22 protein-coding genes are annotated in these 20,372 nt (G+C 45.9%); 9 read left to right on the top strand and 13 right to left on the bottom strand.

Translation table 11 applies throughout. The features are described 5' to 3' along the window. Positions 1-132 precede the first annotated feature (132 nt). Together QUB30_RS22145 and QUB30_RS22150 are read right to left on the bottom strand one after the other, a co-directional pair. A complete protein-coding gene (locus QUB30_RS22145) occupies positions 133-1,749 on the bottom strand; it encodes a serine hydrolase (protein WP_333337512.1) in 1,617 nt (538 codons plus the stop codon). Between the two features lie 259 nt (positions 1,750-2,008). Then, a complete protein-coding gene (locus QUB30_RS22150) occupies positions 2,009-2,797 on the bottom strand; it encodes an RNA methyltransferase (protein ID WP_333337664.1) in 789 nt (262 codons plus the stop codon). A gap of 377 nt (positions 2,798-3,174) precedes the next feature. Between QUB30_RS22150 and QUB30_RS22155 the strand changes: the two genes are divergently transcribed. Continuing rightward, positions 3,175-3,330: a DUF2256 domain-containing protein gene (locus tag QUB30_RS22155; RefSeq protein WP_333337515.1), complete on the top strand. Its 156-nt coding sequence runs from the start codon at positions 3,175-3,177 to the stop codon at positions 3,328-3,330. Positions 3,331-3,393: 63 nt separating this feature from the next. Next, on the top strand, positions 3,394-4,329 hold the full coding sequence (locus tag QUB30_RS22160) for an isoaspartyl peptidase/L-asparaginase (protein ID WP_333337518.1): 936 nt from the start codon (positions 3,394-3,396) through the stop codon (positions 4,327-4,329). A gap of 142 nt (positions 4,330-4,471) precedes the next feature. On the opposite strand, the gene QUB30_RS22165 is transcribed toward QUB30_RS22160, so the two are convergent. The 4 genes from QUB30_RS22165 to QUB30_RS22180 form a co-directional block, all read right to left on the bottom strand. After that, on the bottom strand, positions 4,472-4,777 hold the full coding sequence (locus tag QUB30_RS22165; protein WP_333337521.1) for a type II toxin-antitoxin system RelE/ParE family toxin: 306 nt from the start codon (positions 4,775-4,777) through the stop codon (positions 4,472-4,474). Further along, the gene (locus tag QUB30_RS22170) at positions 4,774-5,043 is read right to left on the bottom strand and encodes a type II toxin-antitoxin system ParD family antitoxin (RefSeq protein WP_333337524.1); all 270 of its coding nucleotides are present in this window, start codon (positions 5,041-5,043) and stop codon (positions 4,774-4,776) included. The genes QUB30_RS22165 and QUB30_RS22170 overlap by 4 nt, the downstream gene beginning before the upstream one ends. Before the next feature lie 75 nt (positions 5,044-5,118). Continuing rightward, positions 5,119-6,057: a WD40 repeat domain-containing protein gene (locus QUB30_RS22175; protein WP_333337667.1), complete on the bottom strand. Its 939-nt coding sequence runs from the start codon at positions 6,055-6,057 to the stop codon at positions 5,119-5,121. A 33-nt stretch (positions 6,058-6,090) separates the two neighbouring features. Beyond that, entirely contained in the window at positions 6,091-6,369 is a 279-nt protein-coding gene (locus QUB30_RS22180) for a hypothetical protein (protein WP_333337527.1), read from the bottom strand. Between the two features lie 197 nt (positions 6,370-6,566). Between QUB30_RS22180 and QUB30_RS22185 the strand changes: the two genes are divergently transcribed. The 5 genes from QUB30_RS22185 (at position 6,567) to QUB30_RS22205 (ending at position 9,848) form a co-directional block, all read left to right on the top strand. Further along, positions 6,567-6,827, top strand: coding sequence for a hypothetical protein (locus QUB30_RS22185; RefSeq protein WP_333337529.1), 261 nt, complete (start codon positions 6,567-6,569; stop codon positions 6,825-6,827). Between the two features lie 337 nt (positions 6,828-7,164). Next, positions 7,165-7,341, top strand: a complete 177-nt coding sequence (locus tag QUB30_RS22190) for a tetratricopeptide repeat protein (protein WP_333337532.1) — start codon at positions 7,165-7,167, stop codon at positions 7,339-7,341. A gap of 217 nt (positions 7,342-7,558) precedes the next feature. Continuing rightward, complete coding sequence (locus QUB30_RS22195; protein ID WP_333337536.1) at positions 7,559-7,903, top strand: hypothetical protein; 345 nt, start codon at positions 7,559-7,561, stop codon at positions 7,901-7,903. Positions 7,904-8,411: 508 nt separating this feature from the next. After that, on the top strand, positions 8,412-9,158 hold the full coding sequence (locus tag QUB30_RS22200; RefSeq protein ID WP_333337538.1) for a hypothetical protein: 747 nt from the start codon (positions 8,412-8,414) through the stop codon (positions 9,156-9,158). A gap of 174 nt (positions 9,159-9,332) precedes the next feature. Then, the gene (locus QUB30_RS22205; RefSeq protein ID WP_333337541.1) at positions 9,333-9,848 is read left to right on the top strand and encodes a hypothetical protein; all 516 of its coding nucleotides are present in this window, start codon (positions 9,333-9,335) and stop codon (positions 9,846-9,848) included. A 283-nt stretch (positions 9,849-10,131) separates the two neighbouring features. Here the strand turns inward: QUB30_RS22205 and glmU are convergent, their stop codons facing one another. Continuing rightward, on the bottom strand, positions 10,132-11,523 hold the full coding sequence (gene glmU, locus QUB30_RS22210) for a bifunctional UDP-N-acetylglucosamine diphosphorylase/glucosamine-1-phosphate N-acetyltransferase GlmU (RefSeq protein ID WP_333337670.1): 1,392 nt from the start codon (positions 11,521-11,523) through the stop codon (positions 10,132-10,134). A 504-nt stretch (positions 11,524-12,027) separates the two neighbouring features. Here glmU and QUB30_RS22215 point away from each other — a divergent pair. Together QUB30_RS22215 and QUB30_RS22220 are read left to right on the top strand one after the other, a co-directional pair. Beyond that, positions 12,028-13,074 (top strand): hypothetical protein, encoded by a 1,047-nt coding sequence (locus QUB30_RS22215; protein WP_333337544.1) that lies wholly within the window; start codon positions 12,028-12,030, stop codon positions 13,072-13,074. A gap of 26 nt (positions 13,075-13,100) precedes the next feature. After that, positions 13,101-13,934 (top strand): sulfurtransferase, encoded by an 834-nt coding sequence (locus tag QUB30_RS22220; protein ID WP_333337547.1) that lies wholly within the window; start codon positions 13,101-13,103, stop codon positions 13,932-13,934. A 216-nt stretch (positions 13,935-14,150) separates the two neighbouring features. Here QUB30_RS22220 and QUB30_RS22225 read toward each other — a convergent pair whose 3' ends face one another. From QUB30_RS22225 to QUB30_RS22250, 6 genes are all read right to left on the bottom strand, one after another. Next, positions 14,151-15,623, bottom strand: coding sequence for an MBOAT family protein (locus QUB30_RS22225; protein WP_333337548.1), 1,473 nt, complete (start codon positions 15,621-15,623; stop codon positions 14,151-14,153). A gap of 769 nt (positions 15,624-16,392) precedes the next feature. Then, positions 16,393-16,557, bottom strand: a complete 165-nt coding sequence (locus tag QUB30_RS22230; protein ID WP_333239921.1) for a hypothetical protein — start codon at positions 16,555-16,557, stop codon at positions 16,393-16,395. Between the two features lie 51 nt (positions 16,558-16,608). Next, a complete protein-coding gene (locus QUB30_RS22235) occupies positions 16,609-18,147 on the bottom strand; it encodes an ATP-binding protein (RefSeq protein ID WP_333337552.1) in 1,539 nt (512 codons plus the stop codon). Continuing rightward, positions 18,144-19,163: an ATP-binding SpoIIE family protein phosphatase gene (locus QUB30_RS22240; protein WP_333337555.1), complete on the bottom strand. Its 1,020-nt coding sequence runs from the start codon at positions 19,161-19,163 to the stop codon at positions 18,144-18,146. Before QUB30_RS22240 ends, QUB30_RS22235 begins: the two co-directional genes overlap by 4 nt. A gap of 220 nt (positions 19,164-19,383) precedes the next feature. Next, positions 19,384-19,782 carry an anti-sigma regulatory factor gene (locus QUB30_RS22245; RefSeq protein WP_333337557.1) on the bottom strand — a complete coding sequence of 133 codons (399 nt, stop codon included), beginning with the start codon at positions 19,780-19,782 and terminating at the stop codon, positions 19,384-19,386. 132 nt (positions 19,783-19,914) lie between these two features. After that, on the bottom strand, positions 19,915-20,319 hold the full coding sequence (locus QUB30_RS22250; RefSeq protein ID WP_333337560.1) for an STAS domain-containing protein: 405 nt from the start codon (positions 20,317-20,319) through the stop codon (positions 19,915-19,917). Positions 20,320-20,372 lie beyond the last annotated feature (53 nt).

Raw genomic sequence — 20,372 nt, forward strand, 5'->3', positions numbered from 1 at the left:
AGTCAACAGTCAACCGATTTTAGATTTTAGATTTTAGATTTTAGATTTTTAACAGTCAACAGTCAACAGTCAACTATTCCGGAGGAGTGCAACCGGAATTGATATCAATCGAACATGATATCAATCATCGATTTATTTTTGAATTTTCACGTTTGAATCGGCTGGCGTTTCCCCGTCGTTCAAATAGCGGTAACTCATCCGAGAAATATCCCGAATCAATGCTTGAGCCGGCTTCTCGGTTTCCGGCGGATGCTTCACCATCACCGCCACCAAATAACGCTTGCCGTTCGGCAAATCTACCATCCCCGCATCCGCTAGCATTGTATTAATATTGCCCGTTTTGTGAGCAATAACTGAACCTTCGCCCAAACCTTTCGGCAGCAAAGAATCGTTTTGAGTTTGGCGCATGATTTGCAAAATACGATCGCGCGACTTGACCGAAACCAAATTACCGCGATCGACCTGGGCTATGATATTAATCAAATCCTTCGGACTGGTAGTATTCGTTCCCTCCAAATCCGGCAAATTATTGCGCAGAACCGTGGTACTCAAACCCCAGTTGGCAAAATGCTGATTCAAAACCTCAGCACCTCCCAACAACTCAATCATCATATTTGTCGCCGTATTGTCGCTGACAACAATCATCTTTTTCGCAACTTCCAAAGCCGAATATTTCTTACCCGGAGCGTCGTCTTGCATCTCCCCAGAACCGCCCACAATGTCTTCTGACCGCAGCGTCAGCATCTGATCTAACTGCACTTTGCCTTCATCTACTGCTTGGAAAAAAGCTACTAAAATTGGTAGTTTAATCGTGCTAGCTGAAGCAAAAGCAGCATCGCCGTTAAAATTTAGGTAGCTTCCTGTATCTAAATCAACTAGAAATATTCCGGCTGTCAAAGTAGGATTTTCTGTGGCTAAAACCTGAACTTGCGTTTTCAAAGCTCCTAATTCTTGATTCAGTTGCAGCGCTTCTGGGGCTGCGGGTGCCGCAGATGCGCTATCGGCTGGGTTTGGCTGCCCTGGGGTGGTTTGTTCTTCTGCCGCTACAGTCGATCGACTCACGGCATTTACCACCGACAGCAGCGTACCGCAAATCACCGCTATCCCAACTCCCAAAATCAGCAAGCGAGTAGCGTAAACCAACGGCGGCACGTTCGCAGATGCTGGTCGTTTGCCCGGTCTCTGGCTCGCTTGCGGGCGCGGTTTAGGCACGGGGGCTTTTTTGGCATTTGGGGGCGTTTCCGTGTCGGGAATGCGCGCTGGAGGGGAAATGGGGCGACTTCCACGGGTTGGGGGGGGAGCGGCAGTTCGGATCTCGGTGTTGGGATTGCTGGCGATCGAACTAACATTTTCGAGATTCGGGTCCGGAAAATCGAACATATCGACAGCAGCGAGACCCTTTTTGCGCGGTTGGCGACTCTTCGACTGGGGAGTTTTGCTGGTGGTTCTGGGTTTTCTGGGGTTAATTGCCGATCTGGGATCGGATAAAAAGTCTTGTGTAGTAAATTCTTCCGAAGGTGAGGGAGAATTGGGTCTAATTGTGCTGCCGCGGCTTGGTTGCGGTGGCAAAGTCGAAGGTTCTGGCGATCGAATTTCCGGGTTGCCGTTTTGCGGTTGGGGAGGGCGGCGGCGGCCCGAATTTCCAGACTGACTTGCTTTGCCGGACTTAGGCGGCTTTGAGCCGGAGTTGGGAGAGGATATCGAGGATATCACCGATAATATCGATCCTTTGGGAAACCGCTCTGCCACGTCTTACTCCTTCATCACTACTGTAAAGTTCAAGTTTAAGATTTTTCAGCTTGTCAGCCAATCAATTTTAGAGTTTAGATTTTAGATTTTAGATTTACCCAAATGCTGTACGGTATCAGAAACCCGGTTTCTTGCCCGGAAATTAGCCCAAAGCTGAGGTTTTTAGTCAAAAAACCCGGTTATAAAGCTGACAAGTAGGTAAGTCAAGTTCGATCGCCAAAAATCCTCAATCTCACATCGCAAATTATCAGCATTTCCCCTAGCTATTCGTTGGATTTTCTGGCAACGCCCCATCTAGAGTATCAGAAACTGTCTCTCGCGGGTAACTTTTTATTGCCCATTCTGTTTGGCGCAGCACCCCCCGAAGCATAGCGACTTCATCCACTGTCGGATATGCCCTGTTGTACAAACGCCGAAATTTTTCCATCCGACTTGCTGCTGTGTGCTGCTGCAAATATCCAATTTTGAGTAGCAGCGTTTCTAATTGCTGGTAATAGCCCTCTAAATTTTCCAAGGGAGCCGATTCCTCTTGGCTGCTGACAACTGACAACTGACAACTGACAACTGACTTGTATAGTTCGTAACAGCAGATAGCGACTGCTTGGGCGAGATTTAGGGAAGTGTAGGCATCGCTGGAGGGAATGCGGATCAGGCGCTGAGCGCGGTTTAATTCGGAATTGGTCAAGCCGCAGTCTTCTCGGCCGAAAATAAGAGCGCTGGGGGCTTCTAGGAGCCAAGGCAAGGCGTTTGCGGGTTCTTCTAGTTGTGCGGGCAACGATCGACAATCATCCCCTGTAGTCGCGATCGATCTGACACACCCAACCAAAGCCGACGGCAAACTCTCGACTACTTTCGCAGTTTCCAGTATGTCGGCGGCGCGAACAGCCATCAGTCGGGCCTCTTCCCCTAAATAATCGCATTGGGGATTTACCAAAATTAATTGGTGCAAACCCATATTTTTCATGACGCGGGCCACAGAACCGACATTCAATGGGCCTGCGGGTTCGACTAAGACTATTCGGATGTTGGCGTCGGCCGTTTCGAGCATTTTTATTTGGGGAGGTGTTTGGCAGAAATTGGGTTGTTTCCTCAGCAACAGACAAGATGCCTGTTCCACAATCAAATTTAACTCTTGTGGAACAGGCCTCAGCAACAGGCAAGATGCGGGTTGTTTCCTCAGCAACAGGCAAGATGCCTGTTCCACAATCAAATTTAACTCTTGTGGAACAGGCATCTTGCCGGTTCACAATCGCAAGATGCCTGTTCACAATCAAATTTAACTCTTGTGGAACAGGCATCTTGCCGGTTCACAATCGCAAGATGCCGATTCCACAATCAAATTCAACTCTTGTGGAACAAGCATCTTGCCTGTTCACAATCAGAATAATACAATATCTAAGTCAGTAATTTACTGTCAAAATTAGCATGGCAAAGCAGCGATCGAAATCCGATTTACCGACAAAAATTTGCCCGGTGTGCGATCGACCTTTTACTTGGCGCAAAAAATGGGCGGACTGCTGGGATGAGGTTAAATACTGCTCCGAACGCTGTCGCCGCCGCCGTTCGGGCGATCGAGATTAAGAATTTAGGGCAAGTTGCTCGATCGAGGTAAGATTGCAAAGGAAAAATTTTAGGTTAAAAAATATGGCATCGCAACAAATAAAACCAAAGCTAGTTATTCACGGCGGTGCCGGCAGTTCTCTACACAGTAAAGGCGGAATTGAGGCGGTGCGGAAATCGCTTTACGATGTTTTGGAGGAAGTTTATCCGCTGCTGAAAAACGGTGCAAGTGCCGTAGATGCAGTGGTGCGGGGCTGCCAATTGCTGGAAGATGACCCGCGATTCAATGCCGGTACGGGTTCTGTGGTGCAGTCGGACGGTCAAATTCGGATGAGTGCTTCGCTGATGGACGGTTTGATGCAGCGTTTCAGCGGGGCGATTAATGTTTCTCGCGTTCAAAACCCGATCGAACTTGCTCAATTTTTGCAGAATTCGGACGATCGGGTACTTTCTGATTTTGGTTCGGCGGAATTGCTGCGAGAACTTCAATTGCCGATTTACGATCCGATGACGGATTTGCGCTTGCACGAGTGGATGGAGGAACGCCAGGGCAATTTTAGCAAAGCAATGGCTGACGTGGTGGCGGAACCGGCGGGTATGGGTACGATCGGAGTCGTAGCTTTGGATGTCCAGGGACGCTTGGCTGCAGGGACTTCGACTGGTGGCAAGGGTTTTGAGCGCATCGGGCGGGTTAGCGACTCGGCGATGCCGGCGGGAAATTACGCGGCCCGAAGTGCGGCGGTAAGCTGTACGGGGATTGGCGAGCACATTATGGACGAGTGTTTGGCGGCGCGAATTGTGATTCGGGTGACAGATGGTTTGAGTTTGAAAGCTGCTTTTGAGCGTTCTTTTGCTGAAGCTGACGATCGCCAACGGGATTTTGGCGCAATTGGAATTGATGCTAGCGGTGCGATCGCTTTCGGCAAAACTAGCGAGGTGATTTTGGGTGCTTTTCACAACGGTATGGAAATGGGCGATACATTGGAAATGAGCAAGGGAACGCTGATTTTTATTGCTTAAAAAGGCTTCTTAATCGGTGATTCCGATCCTCGACTTCTTGGAGAAGTCGAGGAGTTCGTTCTGGGTTATTTTTACTCATTTCTTTCTCACTTCTAGCAAGATGGCGACATTTTATGCAATGAGTTCTGAAAATGCGATCGTCCTATCCTTCATCCGAATCTGAAAAAAGAGATTCCAAGTCGCGGTATCCATTCACTACGCGAACTACATCAATTCCATCTTCTCTGGGGTAATAAAAAACGATGTAATCATCGACAATAAATCCTCGCAAGCTGGGAGATAGCTGGCTATAATTTTTACCCATATTAGGAAAATCAGCCGTGACTTTACATCGTTCTCGAATCTTATCAAAAAGCTTACTGGCAGAACTGTAATTATTGCCAGCAATATACTCGCAAATGTCATCTAAATCTTGAACTGCATCATCTGAGAAAGAATAGCTGCTCATAATCCAGACTCAGAAATTGAGCGAATTTTTTCCTGCAATCTGGCAAAAACTACTTCACCATCAGTCAGTTTTCCTTGAGCAATTTGCTCAGTGCCGCTAGCAATTTTTTGTCTGAGTTCGGCCAGACGCTGCTGTTTCAGTGCACGATTTCTTTCTTCTAGCAGTTGCAATGCTGCGCTAATTAGTTCCTGAACGCTGTCATAGTTGCCACCTTGTAATTGCGATCGCACGTAATTTTCCTGTTCTGGTGTTAGGGTAACGTTCATTGTCTGGGCCCCTCTAAAAAACCTTAAATCAATTATACTCTAATAATTTAATCATCACCAATCACCTCAACCATCTTAAATCCGCAGTTGCCAAAGTTTAACTGTACCGTTCTCCCCGCCGCTGACGAGAGTTTCGCCCAAAAGCCCGATCGCCACCGCAGAAACAGGGCTAGAATGTCCATCTAAAGTGTGCAGCAATTCGCCGCGAAGATTCCAAAGTCTAACAGTACCGTCAAAACAGCCCACTGCAAAGTATTTCCCGTCGGGGCTAATTGCAGCGGCGGAAGTGATGCGAATTCCTGTTTGCATCGAATGCAATAATTCGCCTGTTTGCAAATTCCAGAGTTTGATAGTTTGGTCGCCATGACTGACAAGAATTTGGCTATCGGAAGAAAGCGCTACATAATTTTCGCTGCCAAATGTGCGTCTCACTTGGCCTCCCGGCAATTCCCACAAAGTGACTGTGGCGCGACAGAAACCGCTGGCTGCATTGAGGCCGCTGGCTACTAGCATTTTGCCATTGGGGCTCAGAGCGATCGCACTTATGTCATCCCCTTGATAGCCTTCCAAAACTTGCAGCAGTTGACCGCTGTTGAGGTGCTGAAGCTTGATTGTGCCTCGGGTGGTGCCGATCGCCAAAATTTGCCAGTCGGGGCTTACGGCGACGGATTCGTGGCGGTGTACGTCTGCCAAACGCTTTAGCAGTTCGCCGTTTTGCAGGTTCCAGAGTTTGACTGTGCCCGCGCGCGATCGTGTCAGCAGCGTTTTGCTGGCGGGGCTGAAAGCAACTAGCAATACCGCTGTTGAATGTCCGAAAATAGTCCGCAGCAGTTCGCCGCTGTGCCAACTCCAAACTTTCACTGTACTGTGGTGAGAACCGGTTGCCAGTAATTGTCCGTCGGGACTGATAGCGGCGCATAGAATGCTGTCTGAATGGTGGAGAGTTGCTTTTAAGATTGCGCCGGCTGAGGTTTTTGGCTGCTTTCTATACCCAGCTATTTCCAGCCAGTCGATCGTATCTCTCCAATTTTTGAGATCGTTTCGGGGTCAATTTGTCAATAATTCTATGTATCGGTACAAAGTTTTTGACAAGTCAACTTCTACACCTTTGATTTGTTTGTTGAGAAAAACCGCAATTTCGGCTGGGCTGTAGCCGCACAGCAAGCCGCAGAGGTGCCGCTTTTCTACGGGTGTCAGCCCTCTTCTGGTGTGGGGGGCGAATTGTTGTTTGGCATTTGCCAAGTCGGTGTAAAGCTTTTGGATGTCCCAGCCGTTGCTTGCGCGTGCAAATGGTTCTTCTGGTGGATCGAGGGTAGAGGGTGTCATTTGCGGCAGTCGCGATCGAGTTCCTAGTCAAATTCCTAACCAAAATCCTAACATTCGCTGTGCGCGATCGAACTGTTTTCACCGCTAATCTATTTTTAACACAGCAAACAGCAGAAAGAGTTTCGGGTTAAAAATTCGCCTCGATCCTTACCTTTACAGTTTGTAAAATAACTTTACACCAACGGGATAAACAGAAAATGTCTATCTATTCAATCGTCTTATTTTTGGGCGGACTGGGTTTGATTTTAATTTTAGTTGGTTATATTTGGGGATTATCTCAAGCTCTTGAACAGGGACCTATTTGGGGATTAGTTTACTTTTTTGTTCCATTTGCTTCCTGGGTATTTCATATTAAAAACTGGAGCAAAAAAAACATTAGAAAACCATTTTTAATTCAGCTTGCTGGATTGCTAATGTATTTCTTGTTAGGCATTATTCTTGCAGTATTAAGTAGGTAGGCGGGATAAAACAGAATAATGTAACAGTATGTAAACAGCTTTAACTCAGCCAGTAGAGAGCATTTGGATACTTTACTATCCTTTACATAGTTGCGTTTTTTCGCGCCGACTTACTTACCTGTCCTAGGTTTTCTAACAAGCGCTGATTCTGTGCCTAATGTATAGCAGGGGTATAACGAGCAATCGCCATCTTCTTTTCCTTCTAATTTCCACACTTCTCTATCACCCTATCAAGAGTTATCTCCTGCTTTCGAGTCATTTCCTGCTGCCAAGCCATCTCTTAATTCCGCAGCACGTGTTACTGAGCCTAATTATGCTCCTGTTGCGGCTCAAAATTATGACTTATTATGACTTCAAACAATCGATGAAACTCGGCTATACCTACTACGGGCAGGGAGACTATCAAACGGCTTTAATCAATTTTAACAGAGCTTTACAGATACGTCCGGGCGATGCTTATGCTGTCAAGGCTGTTTACAACACCAAAAGTGCGATCGTCCAAGGCAGTGTCTAATAATCCGTGCATGAAAAATTGCACCCACCACATAGATTAGTAATTTACGTTGTTTGTAAAATTACCAGATAAATTAATAAAAATTATCAACCCAACCCAACTAAACTAACACTTTAAAATCCTACAGTTTGGAGGAATTGCTATTATTTTTTACTTGATTGTGATTGGATTACTGCTGATTAATCTGGCGTCAAATTGGATATGTGGAGATATATTTATGTTGTTCTCGCTGTCGTTGTCGGAGGGCGCGATCGATGAAACATACATTTTCGATCGAACTTTTAGCAAAATGACCGTTAAACGACGGGGTATGTGGCTTAATGATGTTACCGAATGCTCAACTCGCGAGATTGCTGCGGTGGAATTAGACGAAATAGAAGATAGTGACGGAAATCGTAGCTATTATGTTGATTTGTGGATGTTCGGGGGCGAAATCCTATCTTTAAGAAGCCCTTCACTAACAGAACAATACAAAATGGCTGACTTGATTCGCCGCTATATCTCAATTAGCGATGAACCCACGCTTAGCAATATATTTTCCCTGGGAGTCCGTGAAGCGTAACTATCCGCTAGGGAATCGCCCAAATTAATATAGTCCTGGACGCACGGGTGGTCAGAAACCGAGTTTTATTGCGAAAATACTGCACCCCGACCTTGAAAACTGGTAAAAACCCGGTTTCTTTGGTATTTATGCGTCCAGGACTATAATAACTAACGATAATTAGGTAGGCGCAAATAAACCTGGCAATGTAACAAAATGTGAACCTGCACTCACCTTTACGATTACTTTGCTTCGGAGCGCAAAAACTAACGTTTAAATAGCAATAAAATAATTAATATATTTTTAAGATTCATCTACTTGAAATCATAAAAAGCTATCTTAAACCTAGCCGGAGGTAAACTCGCGACATTGGTTGGCCGCCAGACATTTTAGTGCTAAGCTATTCGCCAAATAAAAAGGGTCATGGCATAGGACGACTTCAAATAATATATTATAAGTTAACAATTCGGCAGCTCGGGGTCAATAAGTCGATCTGTAGCCTCATTTTTGGAATTAAAGGAGGAACTCAATGAAAATAATCAAGGAAACAGCAACTGAATTAATAATTCAAACTAAAAGCATATTTGATTTTTGGCTCCCTAGTTGTTTATTAATGGCATTTGGACTGTTCTGGCTGACTTTTGATTATCATAAAACAACTCTGAGCTGCCAGCGATTGCAGGCAAAACAAGGAAATTGCCAGTTGGTGCGATCGAATTTACTGGGGTCGAACATCCAAGAAATTCAGCTTGCTTCATTGCGGGGAGCTAAAGTCGAAAAATCTGGCTATAAAAGCAGAGTTGTACTTTTGACTTCTGTTGGCGATGTTCCTTTTACTGCTAACTCGACTACCTGGGGGAACAAAGACGCTGTTGCTTCTGACATCAATTTTTTTGTTAAAAATGCAAAAAATCGATGGCTGCGCTTAAGCCAAGACGATCGCTGGTTGGGATGGATAGGAGGCATATTTTTGCTCGCAGCAGTCGGAGCGATCGTGTTGAGAAATCGTGAAACCTACAGCTTCGATGGAACTTTAAACACCTTGACTATTAAACAGCAGGGTTTGTTAGTGCGTAAAGTCATTACACACTCTCTGTGCGAGATTTATGGCGTAGAAGTCGATCGAACACAAGATCGGCAAAATGACACTTGGTACCAAGTCAGACTGTTAGTTTGTGGAGGATCTCGCATCTCCCTGCCCAACACTATGAACCTCTACCAGCAAGAAAAAATTGCCAAAGCGATTAACAACTATCTGAACGGGCGATCGACCTGAAAAAAGATAGTTTCTAAAGAAGCGATCGCCCGGAAGATTCGCAGCTATCTAAACGGGCGCTCGCACTGAAATAATAGATTTGCTGTAAGCGCGACCGCGGTGTCTACTAATACGTAGATTGTTGGTAAAATTCAAAGAATAAACGCATAAAAATTATCCTCAAGCAAACAACAATTGAATATCGGAGGTATAAGAATGAGTGGGTCATGCCGCTTATTGACTTTTCTTGCATTTGTTGGATTAGTGCTTCTTGTACTCCCTAATAAAACTTTAATTTGTCAGCGAGTAGAGTTAAAAAAAGGTAATTGTCAACTTACAGAGTCAAATTTATTTTGGTCAAATACTCAAGAAATTCCGCTGGAAAGTTTACAGGGAGCTAAAGTTGAAACAGAATTTGGTGAGAGTTATGATACCAACAGGATTGTACTGTTAACTAAAGCGGGAGAAATACCTTTTATAAGTGACTCGAATGACAGGGGAAATGTAGATAGGACTGCTAATGATATCAATTCTTTTGTTAAAAGCCTCGATCGTAAATCGTTGAAAATAAATCAAGGCGATCGGTTATATATAATATTTTTAGTCGGCTTGTATCTGTTAGGGCGGTTGTTAATTCTGTTAGTTGGTGTGTTAATATCACTCGGTCAAAAAATTATAGCTTTAGCAAACAAAAATCTCGACAAAAAATAGATAACTTGACTCGCAGCTATCTGAACGAGCGATCGTACTGAAAAAAGATAGTTTCTAAGGGGGCGAGCGCCTGGAAAATTCCCAGCCATCTAAAGGGAGCGTGAGGTTTCTTACCAGCTTAACTTGTTAATGAAAAAAGGCGATCGCATATCCCTACCCATCACTATGAACCAGTACAAGCAACAACAAATTGCCCAGGCAATTAACAACTACCTGAATAATTTGTAGTTGCGCTTCAGCGCTGAGAAAGCTCTGAAGCGCAACTACAAACTTACCTACGGTGTTATTTTTCCCGATCTTTCAACTTCCAATCTGGTTTGACAACTTGCCGGGAACGGGCAATTACTAAACAGTCATTGGGCACATCTTCCGTCACCACAGAACCCGCAGCTATAGTAACATCTTCTCCCAAAGTTATCGGTGCTACCAGCACGCTGTTGGAACCAGTTTTAGTCCGATCGCCTATTTGAGTTTTGTGCTTGTTTTTTCCGTCGTAATTCGCCGTAATAGTCCCAGCACCTATGTTGACTTTTTCTCCCAAAGTCGCGTCGCCTAAATAAGACAAGTGAGCGACATTCGTCCGATCGCCGATTTGAGTATTTTTCAATTCTACAAAATTGCCGACGCGGCAGTTTGCCCCAATTTCTGCGTGTCCCCGCAAGTGTGCGTAAGGGCCAATGCGCGAATTTTCGGCCACAATACTGTCAGAAACCACGGAATAAAGCACAGTCACATTTTCCCCAATCTGACTGTTTTCGATCAAACTGCCGGGGCCGATGCGACTCCCAGAGGCGATCGAAGTGTTTCCCCGCAAGTGAGTTTGCGGTTCAATTACCACATCCGGCTGCAACTCTACGGTATCGTCGATCGTAATGCTGTTGGGATCGAGCAGCGTCACTCCCGCCGTCATCCACTTGTCCTTTACCCGCGTTTGCAAAATATCGCAAGCTGTGGCTAAATGTTTGCGATCGTTAATTCCCAATATTTCTTGATAATCTTCCACATCCACCGCCATCACAGGACTGAGGAAATTTACCGTATCAGTTAGGTAATATTCTTTTTGGTCATTGTCTGCCTTCAATTCTGGCAAAATTTTCTCTAAATCCGGCCAATGAAAGCAGTAAACACCTGCATTAATTCGGTGATTTTGCTTTTGATCTGGTGTGCAGTCGCGGTCTTCGACAATTTGCTGGACTAAGTTTTGACTGTCGGTAAACACTCGCCCGTATCCTTGAGGATTCGGCAAATTAGCTGTCAATAAAGTAGCAGAGTTTTGGTGCTGTTTGTGAACAGCCATCAACTGTTTGATAGTTTCTGCCCTCAGCAAAGGTACATCTCCATTTAAGACCAGCAAATCTCCTTTCCATCCCTTTAAGTGAGGCAGCAATTGTTGGATGGCGTGACCGGTTCCCAATTGTTCGGTTTGTTCGACAAATTCTAGGGAAGGAGATTGAGGATTGTTCTCCGCCGATCTTTCTTGACCTCGAATCAGGGATTCTTTAACGAGTTCGGCTCGATAACCGACAATGACAATTTGCCGGGAAATTTGAATTTCTTGACAACTTTGGAGGACTCGTTCAACTAGCGATAGACCGCCCAATTCGTGTAGGACTTTGGGCAAGTCAGATTTCATGCGCGTGCCGCGTCCAGCCGCTAAAATTGCTATTGCTACCATTGTGCGATCGAGTTTTTGGCTATAAAAACTTGAATATTGACTAACTGATGATATCACTCGCTGTCCGTCGGTGGCACTGCGACCGCACAAATTTTTCATCTCAAATTTCCCATCTCGCATCCGCGCGATCGAAGCTTTTTTCAGCCGGATGTCGGTTTTAGGGACGGTGCTTGCGGTTCGACTTAAGGCCGTTGCGGTATCTGAAGTTGCGTCCCCGGTATCAATTACCAGGTTGAAGCAGCGGTATTTGGCGACTTGGCGAGAGGATTTTTGGCTGTACTGTAAACCTGAGTTCGGTTCTTAGAAAGGACTGAAGTCTTTTCCCAAGGGATGCCAGGGGTAGCGAGAGTGATAATTTACATCTTTAGGCTTGGATTTGCCGCGATACATTATACTATTTGTTGAATTTCAGTTATTGTGTTTTCAACTCCAAAAAACTATTTGTGACTTTTTCATTTTTTCTGCCTTCTACCTTCTATCTTCTGCGTTATCAGGTGTCCAGCTATGACAGAGCTTAATTTTGAGGAACTTGCCAAGCAGGGAAATCTCGCCACTGCGATCGCATCTTCGCTCAACAGCCAGTTGCAATCTGAAGGCATCACAGCCTCCGCGAATCTCGACGGCGACTGTTTGGATGTAATTCTTGAAGCCGAGCAGGTACCGATAGAAGATAGATTAGTTGATTTGGTCCGCAGCGAGCTGACGAATTTGCAGCCGGATTCGATTCGCAAAGTGAAGGTTGAAGGCCGAGAAAGCGGTCAGCTTGCTGCTGCTTGGAGTCAAGAGTTTAGTCTGGAGAGCAGCACTTTTGAACGGCAGAACTTTGGGGAAGAATATGTGGCAAATAATGCTGTTGCGAATACGGACGATCGCACAGAAACCCAGAATAATATTGAGGAGGAGAAACCGCCGGAACTTGCTGCATTTGAGAACCGGCTGCGATCGACTTTCATTGTAGTCGGGCTGGTGACGGGTATGTTGGCGATGGCCGTGGTGGCGTTTGTCGGTAAGATTTGGAACCAGCCGGGAGCAACTGCGGGGAATAATCCCGATGAAACAGCAAATTTAGCAACTGCACCGGATACTTTTCGAGAGGCTGTTAACAGCGCACTCAAAGCAGCAGAATTGGGGCGATCGGCAAAAACCAAGGAAGATTGGACGAAAATTACCGATCACTGGCAAGAAGCGGTTTCATTAATGAGAAGAGTACCGATCTCTAGCCCCAACCATCAACTAGCTCAAGCAAAAGTGATCGAGTATCAGAAATATCTACTTTACGCTCAAGAAGCAGCAGTAAATCCCCCTCCACCCACTCCAACTCCCGCACCAGCCGAAAAAGCACCTTCGGAGAAAGCAACTCCTAAAACATCCAATTCGCCAAAAGCACCTTCGGAGAAAACAACTCCTAAAAAATCCAATTCTAAAAAAGAAACTTCGGAGAAAGAAAGTCCGCCACAATCCAATTCTAAAAAAGGAACTGCGGAGAAAGCCACTTCTCAGCAATCTCCTGCCGACAAAGCCGAATCAGAGAAAAAAGCTCCTTCTCGATAAATGTTAAAATAGAGACTTGAAAAATTATGACTGACAACGACTTAATCGTTTCTCCTGAATGGTTGGCAACCAATACCGACAATCCGCAAGTTGTAATTATTGACTGTCGGTTTTCCCTCGCCGACCCTGAATTGGGACAAAAACAATATCAAGAAAGTCACGTTCCGGGAGCTTTTTATTTAGATTTAAACCGCGACCTTGCGAGTTCAGTTGGCAAACACGGCGGCAGACATCCGCTGCCAAATATTGAAGAATTAGCGGCCAAATTGAGCGCGATCGGCATTAATTCAGCAGAAACTTTAGTCGTCGCTTATGACGATTCGCGGCTGGCTTTTGCGGCTCGTTTGTGGTGGCTGCTGCAATATATGGGACACAGCAAAGTAGCTTTGTTAGACGGCGGTTTCAGCGCCTGGAAAGCGGGGGGCTATCCGGTAACAAATACTTTACCAGAAGCCCGCGAGGGTAAATTTGTTGCTCGTTTGCAGCAGGATTTGGCGGTAGATATTGAGGCTGTCAAAGAGCGAAAAGACTTGCCGGGAAAGGTTTTGGTTGATTCGCGGGAAAGCGAGAGATATGAAGGTTTGCGGGAGCCGATCGATCCGATTGCAGGCCACATTCCGGGCGCGGTTAACTATCCTTGGCAAGGGGTGACGGATGAAACTGGAAAAGTGCGATCGACTTCCGAACAAAAACAGCGGTGGAGGGAATTAGAAAAAGCGGACGAAATTATCGTTTATTGCGGTTCCGGGGTGACTGCTTGCGTCAATTTACTGTCTTTAGAAATCGCTGGAATTCCCGATGCTAAACTTTATGTCGGTAGCTGGAGTGACTGGTGTTCTTATACCAATTCTGAAAATTAGCATCTGTAGGGACACGGCAATGCCGTGTCCCTACTTTTAATAATTGGTATAAGATTGATGATTATAGGAAATAAAATCATATCAATTCCGGCTGCACCGGAATGATATAGAGGACACGGCAGTGCCGTGTCCCTACAATTGATCGTGGTAGGGACACGGCACTGCCGTGTCCTCCGTTTATATCATTCCGATGAAGAGCGGAATTGATATCATACCCTAAAAATCAAAATAAATATAAGGCAAACCTCCCTCGGGAGCCAACACCCAAACCGCATACAAACAAAGCGGCACCAAGACTAATTTCACCGGCCAATTTAACTCTAATTTCAAACCCCGGTTCAACGCATAATTCCCCAGCATCGCCACCGCCAAAGTCACCAACATCCAAGTTAAATGCACTCTTTCCAAACCCAAAGCTTCGCCATAAACTTTATCTGCAAACTGCACGTCAGCAGCGTGTCCCCACAAATGCGAAATCGCCCATCCAGAATCCTTTAAATCGGGAAGGCGGAAAAATATCCAACTACCAAAAACCATCGCCTGAGTCAACAGCCAACCGATCGCAATGCCGATCGGATTTTCCCACAAAAACTCCATCCGCAACCGCTTAAACATCACATCAGTCAGCCTGTGAACCGCCAAAGCTAAACCGTGCAAACCCCCCCACACAATAAATCCCCAAGCTGCCCCGTGCCAAATTCCCGCAATTAACATGACGATCGACAAATTCAGACAAGTGCGCCACAAACCGACTCGCGAACCCCCCAAAGGAAAATACAAATAATTGCGCAGCCAATCCCCTAAAGTCATGTGCCAGCGCCGCCAAAAATCAGCTATGCTGGCACTAAAATAAGGGAAATCAAAATTTGGTGGCAAATACCAACCCAGCAGCAAAGCAGTACCGCGCGCCATGTCAACATAGCCGCTAAAATCGAGATAAAGTTGCAGCCCGTAAGCAAAAATTGCCAGCCACAAATCCTCGCTACCCGCCCGCTGCAAGTTGGTAAAGCTTAAATCGACATAAATTCCCAAGTTATCTGCGAAAAGACCTTTTTTTACTGCACCGAAGGCGATCGTCCAAAGTGCCTCAGAAAGGCGATCGGGCGTCGGAAAATTCTGGGATTTCAGTTGATAGATCAAGTTGTGATACCGAGTAATCGGGCCGGAAATTAGTTTCGCAAAAAACAACTTGTAAGCAGCAAAGTGCAGCAGCGAAGTAGCAGCAGGCGCGCCTCGGTACACGTCAATCAAATAAGCAATGCACTCAAAGCAAAAGAAACTCAATCCCAGGGGTGCGATGACGTGAGTTTTCACCCAGTTAGCACTGTCGAGAGCAAAAGGCCAATTTAACAAAGTGCCGATCGAACTCAAGAAAAAAGGCACATACTTAAAACCCAAAAGCAGCAACACATTCAGCCCAATTCCTATCCACAGCAGCCACAAACGGCGACGGTTCCAAGATTCATTAGCAATCCGCCAATCTAGAGGTTCCCCAATCGCCATCGCCAATAAGTAATTAAACAAAACGCCGACTAACAGCAGCGGAATGTACAAAATTTGCAGCGAAGCGTAAAAAATCAGACTAGCCGCCAGCATGATGAACAGCCGCCACCACCGCAGCGGAACCAACCAGTAAGCCGCGAACAAAACTAACAGAAACAGGGCATATTGAAGGGAGATGAAAGTCATACCATTTTAGATTTTAGATTTTAGATTTTAGATTGGGGAATGGCTTACTCTATACGGTTTGGATCTTGCTTACAGTTGCATTATTTTTTTAAACAGGTCTCATTTTTCACTAATAAATAAGCTCTAATATTGCATCGAGACACGGCGTCGCCCCCAAAGCGTGTCAATAATTCGGCTAAAACCCTCTGTATGTCTCATTTTTACCCCAGCCTCAATTCCCCTCGCATCCCGCGGCTGTTTCATTGTCAGGAAAACGAGGGTTTTGTAGGGGTAGTGCCTTTCTTTGCCTACCGCCACCGACGATCCAATGGGCGTTTCAGACCTCGGGGCAACCGCGGGGGCATTGCCGCGGAACGAGAATGAAACAGCCCTGCCTTGCATCCGCCTTAAAAAGGTTGACTTTGAAAGTGCTTCCAGTTTCCCCCTTAAGAAGCTAGGGGCGATCGAGACTCTCGTCAGAGTCATATTTATCATGGATTTTAGCCGATCGCTGACACGAAAAAATGCTCTCGGTAAGTCCCTACTATATAGTGGGCAACTGAGAGCTGCTATATTTTACAGCACAAATTTTAAATGCTGTTGCAAATTAAATAAATATTGCCTGCTATCAAATAATATCAGTTTTAGGAATGACTCACGGGTGTTCAGAAACCGGGTTTTTATGGCAAAAATACTGCATTCCGACCTTTAAAACTGGTAAAAACCCGGTTTCTTTGGAATTTAGGCGTCCAAGACTAAGTTTAAAAAAGTCTTGCTACAATCCTCAACCTTATACCAATTCAGTCCTGGACTGCGCAACTCGATCGGCAGACAAATCCTCGTATTCGCACGTTTCTAAATGTTTTGAGCCGATCGCAATCGCAGGTATTTGACAAGTAGCCGGATCGGACTTCAACTCTTCCAAAACTTGAAATCCTGTCAGGTCCGGCATCATAATATCGATAAAAATTGCTTGCGGTTGCTCTTCGATCGCCGAGAGCAAACCTTAGCGCCGTTGGTCGCTTCGATCGCAGTACAATGAATTTCTGCCAGCAAGTCTTTCAGCAAATACCGAAAAACTATCTTCATCCTCCCCACTCAAAACTTTTGCTGCTGAATCCGGCGCTGGCGAGCCAGAATTTGCGATCGCCAGCGGTATTTCATCTCCCTTAGCAGCCGACATTTCCAAAGGGTCTTCTATATCTCCAGGATACAGTATCGGCAGTTTGACAAAAAAAGTCGAGCCGACTCCGGGCGCACTTTTGATTTCAATACTTCCCCCCAAAAATTCCGCCAGTTTTTTGCACAGAGACAATCCCAAACCAGTGCCTTTGACGCGCTTCTGTAAAGAATTTTCCAGTTGAACAAATTCTTCAAAAATCCGCGTTTGGTCGGCTGGGGAAATGCCAACGCCCGTATCTGCCACGGAAAAAGTAACTGTTCCCTCGTCTCCAATTTCTGCAGCAACTCGAACTTCGCCTGCTTCGGTAAATTTGAGCGCATTAGAAATCAGATTGCGTAAAATCTGAGAAACTTTTCCCTCGTCGGTGGTAAGGGTTGGAAGTTCTAGAGGCGCTTCAAAAATCAGAGCAACAGCAGAGTTTTGGGGCAGCAGGGGGCGCATCATTCCCCGCAGCGCGCTGAACAAATCTTCGACTTCAAAATCACCCACGCGAACAGTTAGCTTTCCGGCTTCCACTTTGGCTAAATCTAACGAGTCGTTCACAAGTTCTGCGAGAGACTCGGCGGATTTATGAATGTAATTTACTTGCTTTTCCTGTTCGGCTGAAAGTTCTCCGTCTAGGCGATGTAACAATATTTCGGAAAGGCTCAGAATTGCCGTTAGCGGAGTGCGAAACTCGTGACTCATATTGGATAGAAAGCTGGTTTTGAGTTCGCTGGCGCGCCGGAGAGATTCGGCTTTGTCGTTCACTTCGGCGTAAAGTGCCACTACTCCGCGATTGGTATCTTCTAATTGCTGATTTAATTGTACGAGTTCTTCTTGACGCTGGCGGAGTTCGTCTAAAGTGCGCAGTAATTCTTGATTTTGCTGCTGAATTTCGGCGTAGGGATCTTCGGGAATTTGGCGCGCTAGTTTGTCAACTAATTGATTTAGTTCGATCGCACTGAGCGCAGGCATCTGTTTGGAAAATTGCTTAACTAATTGTACAGCCGTTCCGCGATCGGGCGCAGTGTCGATTTGCACTTCGTCCATCAACCGTTTCGCTGCTGCTAAACCGAGTCCCGCGCCGGTTTGCGATCGAAAATTGGGACTCAACACCGTCGGTAAATCAGCAATTCCCGGCCCGGTGTCAGAAATCCGAGTCCGAAAAATTTGGGGCGATTCCCCTTCTACAATGAATTCTACTTTGCCGCCGCCTGCATATTTGAAAGCATTGCGAGCAATTTCGGAAACTGCTGTGGCGATGCGGGTTTGTACTTGGGAATCGAATCCCAGCCCTTTAGCAATTTGGCGAGCTCTTTGGCGTACTTGTACGATGTCTTGTTCAAAGCGGACTTCCGTCGTCAGGATTGGGTAACTCACGCTGCTTCTCTCACCTTGGCTACTATAACTGTCATGTCATCGCGAGTGCGTTTGAAGTCCCGGTAGAGCACGGCTGCGATTAAAGCAGGATGTCGGGAGGCTAAACCCGGGTAGCGGTTTAAATTCCACTGCGCCGCCAAACCGTCGGAGTGCATGATGAGTAGGGACTGCTGCGACCAAGGATAGACAAATTCTGCTACTTTTCGCATCATATGTCCAACTGTGCCGTTGTAGGAAACCATGCTGCGGCTTTGGTTATCTGTGACAACTACACCGCTGATGTTTCCAATTCCGGCAAAACAAATTGTTTGTTGAGTACGATCGATTTGGGCGATCGCCGCAGCCGCTCCTCTGGTATTTTTTAAAGCAGCGTGCGCCTTCTCTAAAATTGCTTTCGGCCCGAATTTGGCGTTTTCTTGAAATACGCGCACTGCTTCGCGAGACGCTTCCTGGGCCAAATCCCCGTAGCCGAGCCCGTCTGCAACTAAAATCAGGTTTTTGTCAAGGTGATTTTCCGCAGCCCAGGAATCCCCGCAAATTTGCTCTCCTGCTTTTGGCAAGTGGACTACCCCAAATTCCAAGTAATTGCTGTTTTGGAAGGCTTCCCGGCTATTTTGGGTCGGTTCCAGCCGCATGAATAAGGCTGTCCCCATTTTTGGTACAGAATGAATATCAAAAAAAGTAGAGAGGCGTTTAATTGCCCCCAATCCAGTTCCCGGGGTTCCCGCTGTAGAAAAACCGTCCCGCATACACAGCGCGACATTTGCCATTCCTTGGCCCCGGTCTAGCGCTACTATTTCAATGCTGTATCCTGCTGCTGTTTTGAATGTTCGCAGCAAAATTTCTCCTTCGCGCGCGTGCTTGACCGCGTTTTTTGCTGCTTCGGTGGTAACAATTGCCACTTTACCGCGATCGGTCTCGTTAAATCCGACTTCGGCCGCGAGGGCGACTGCGATTCGCCGCGCTTCTCCGACTTGACTTTCTTCTGTTACGGGCAGGGCTACGGCATCTATCATTTTTTATCAGCTCTCACAATCAAATCCTCCAGACGCCAACCCTCTCCGGGTATAGTGCGGGATTGCAAGAATCACTTCTTGGCTTTGCTGGTTGATTTTTATACCTATTAAAAAAATAATACAACTATACGCAAATTCCAAACCCCGATCGTCATCAGTCATTCCCAATTCTTTAATCTAAAATCTCAACTCTCAAATCGTCTTGTTAAATATTACTTCTTCAGCGCCAGCGGACGATCGCAATTTTAGTCCCCTTACCCACTTTGGAAACAATCTCAAATTCGTGCATCAACCGCTTAGAACCACTGAGTCCCAAACCCAAACCGTGATTAGAAGTATAACCGTCAGTCATTGCCAATTCGATGTCTGGAATTCCCGGGCCCTTGTCTTCAAATATCAGCCGCAGCCCTTTGCGGGTGCCTAATTGGAGCATTTCGAGAGTTACAGTTCCCCCTTTGCCGTAGTCTACAGTATTGCGGGCGAGTTCGCTGGCTGCGGTAACGATTTTCGTTTGGTCTACTAAACCGAATCCCATTGCTACAGCCCAAGTTCGCACTTGCTGTCGGACGTGGACTATATCGGATGACGATCGGATTTCTAGTGTCTCACGTTTTGACATGGCTACTCTACCAAAACAGAACTTCTCGACAAAACATAGGACTTACGCTCATCCACCCAGTTTCTTGTCAGCAATCTTGAGTTTGTCAACAAGCTATCTACGAACACACCAGATTTCATTACTGCCTGTGCCTCAGTTATGGGACAATTTATCGACTGCTCGCGCATTCTCGTTAGGAGAAAAACCCAAGGATTTTCGCAACAAAATCATGCCCTTTTCAACGCTTAAAGCTGTGCGAACTCCTGTCAGGGAAAGCCCCAACTCAACGAGGGTAATCGCAACCGCTGGCTGCATCCCGACCACAACTGTTTCAGCATCTAAAATTCGCGACATACTAGCGATATTGTTGATGATGCGACCGATAAAAGAATCTACTATTTCGAGGGAAGAGATTTCTATTAAAACACCTTTGACGCCTGTTTTGACGATGCGGTTTGTCAGGTCGTCTTGCAGCGTCATTGCTAAGCGATCGTGCATATCTACTTGAATTGTTACTAGCAGAAATTCTCCCATTTGAAGTATCGGTATCCGTTCCACAAATCCACCTCTCTTTTAATTTTCACTTAAATTTTTAGGCAAAAAGCCAATAT

It is taken from the genome of Microcoleus sp. BROC3 (genome assembly GCF_036702515.1).
Taxonomy (GTDB): domain Bacteria; phylum Cyanobacteriota; class Cyanobacteriia; order Cyanobacteriales; family Microcoleaceae; genus Microcoleus.

What these genes read in the sequence shown, in the direction of transcription:
- QUB30_RS22240 (WP_333337555.1), bottom strand. Translation starts at nt 19,163, where the DNA reads ATGATAGATGCCGTAGCCCTGCCCGTAACAGAAGAAAGTCAAGTCGGA.
- glmU (WP_333337670.1), bottom strand. Translation starts at nt 11,523, where the DNA reads ATGGTAGCAATAGCAATTTTAGCGGCTGGACGCGGCACGCGCATGAAA.
- QUB30_RS22170 (WP_333337524.1), bottom strand. Translation starts at nt 5,043, where the DNA reads ATGAACGTTACCCTAACACCAGAACAGGAAAATTACGTGCGATCGCAA.
- QUB30_RS22245 (WP_333337557.1), bottom strand. Translation starts at nt 19,782, where the DNA reads ATGTCAAAACGTGAGACACTAGAAATCCGATCGTCATCCGATATAGTC.
- QUB30_RS22165 (WP_333337521.1), bottom strand. Translation starts at nt 4,777, where the DNA reads ATGAGCAGCTATTCTTTCTCAGATGATGCAGTTCAAGATTTAGATGAC.
- QUB30_RS22150 (WP_333337664.1), bottom strand. Translation starts at nt 2,797, where the DNA reads ATGCTCGAAACGGCCGACGCCAACATCCGAATAGTCTTAGTCGAACCC.
- QUB30_RS22160 (WP_333337518.1), top strand. Translation starts at nt 3,394, where the DNA reads ATGGCATCGCAACAAATAAAACCAAAGCTAGTTATTCACGGCGGTGCC.
- QUB30_RS22215 (WP_333337544.1), top strand. Translation starts at nt 12,028, where the DNA reads ATGACAGAGCTTAATTTTGAGGAACTTGCCAAGCAGGGAAATCTCGCC.
- QUB30_RS22195 (WP_333337536.1), top strand. Translation starts at nt 7,559, where the DNA reads ATGTTGTTCTCGCTGTCGTTGTCGGAGGGCGCGATCGATGAAACATAC.
- QUB30_RS22155 (WP_333337515.1), top strand. Translation starts at nt 3,175, where the DNA reads ATGGCAAAGCAGCGATCGAAATCCGATTTACCGACAAAAATTTGCCCG.
- QUB30_RS22225 (WP_333337548.1), bottom strand. Translation starts at nt 15,623, where the DNA reads ATGACTTTCATCTCCCTTCAATATGCCCTGTTTCTGTTAGTTTTGTTC.
- QUB30_RS22200 (WP_333337538.1), top strand. Translation starts at nt 8,412, where the DNA reads ATGAAAATAATCAAGGAAACAGCAACTGAATTAATAATTCAAACTAAA.
- QUB30_RS22230 (WP_333239921.1), bottom strand. Translation starts at nt 16,557, where the DNA reads ATGATGCCGGACCTGACAGGATTTCAAGTTTTGGAAGAGTTGAAGTCC.
- QUB30_RS22190 (WP_333337532.1), top strand. Translation starts at nt 7,165, where the DNA reads ATGACTTATTATGACTTCAAACAATCGATGAAACTCGGCTATACCTAC.
- QUB30_RS22185 (WP_333337529.1), top strand. Translation starts at nt 6,567, where the DNA reads ATGTCTATCTATTCAATCGTCTTATTTTTGGGCGGACTGGGTTTGATT.
- QUB30_RS22180 (WP_333337527.1), bottom strand. Translation starts at nt 6,369, where the DNA reads ATGACACCCTCTACCCTCGATCCACCAGAAGAACCATTTGCACGCGCA.
- QUB30_RS22220 (WP_333337547.1), top strand. Translation starts at nt 13,101, where the DNA reads ATGACTGACAACGACTTAATCGTTTCTCCTGAATGGTTGGCAACCAAT.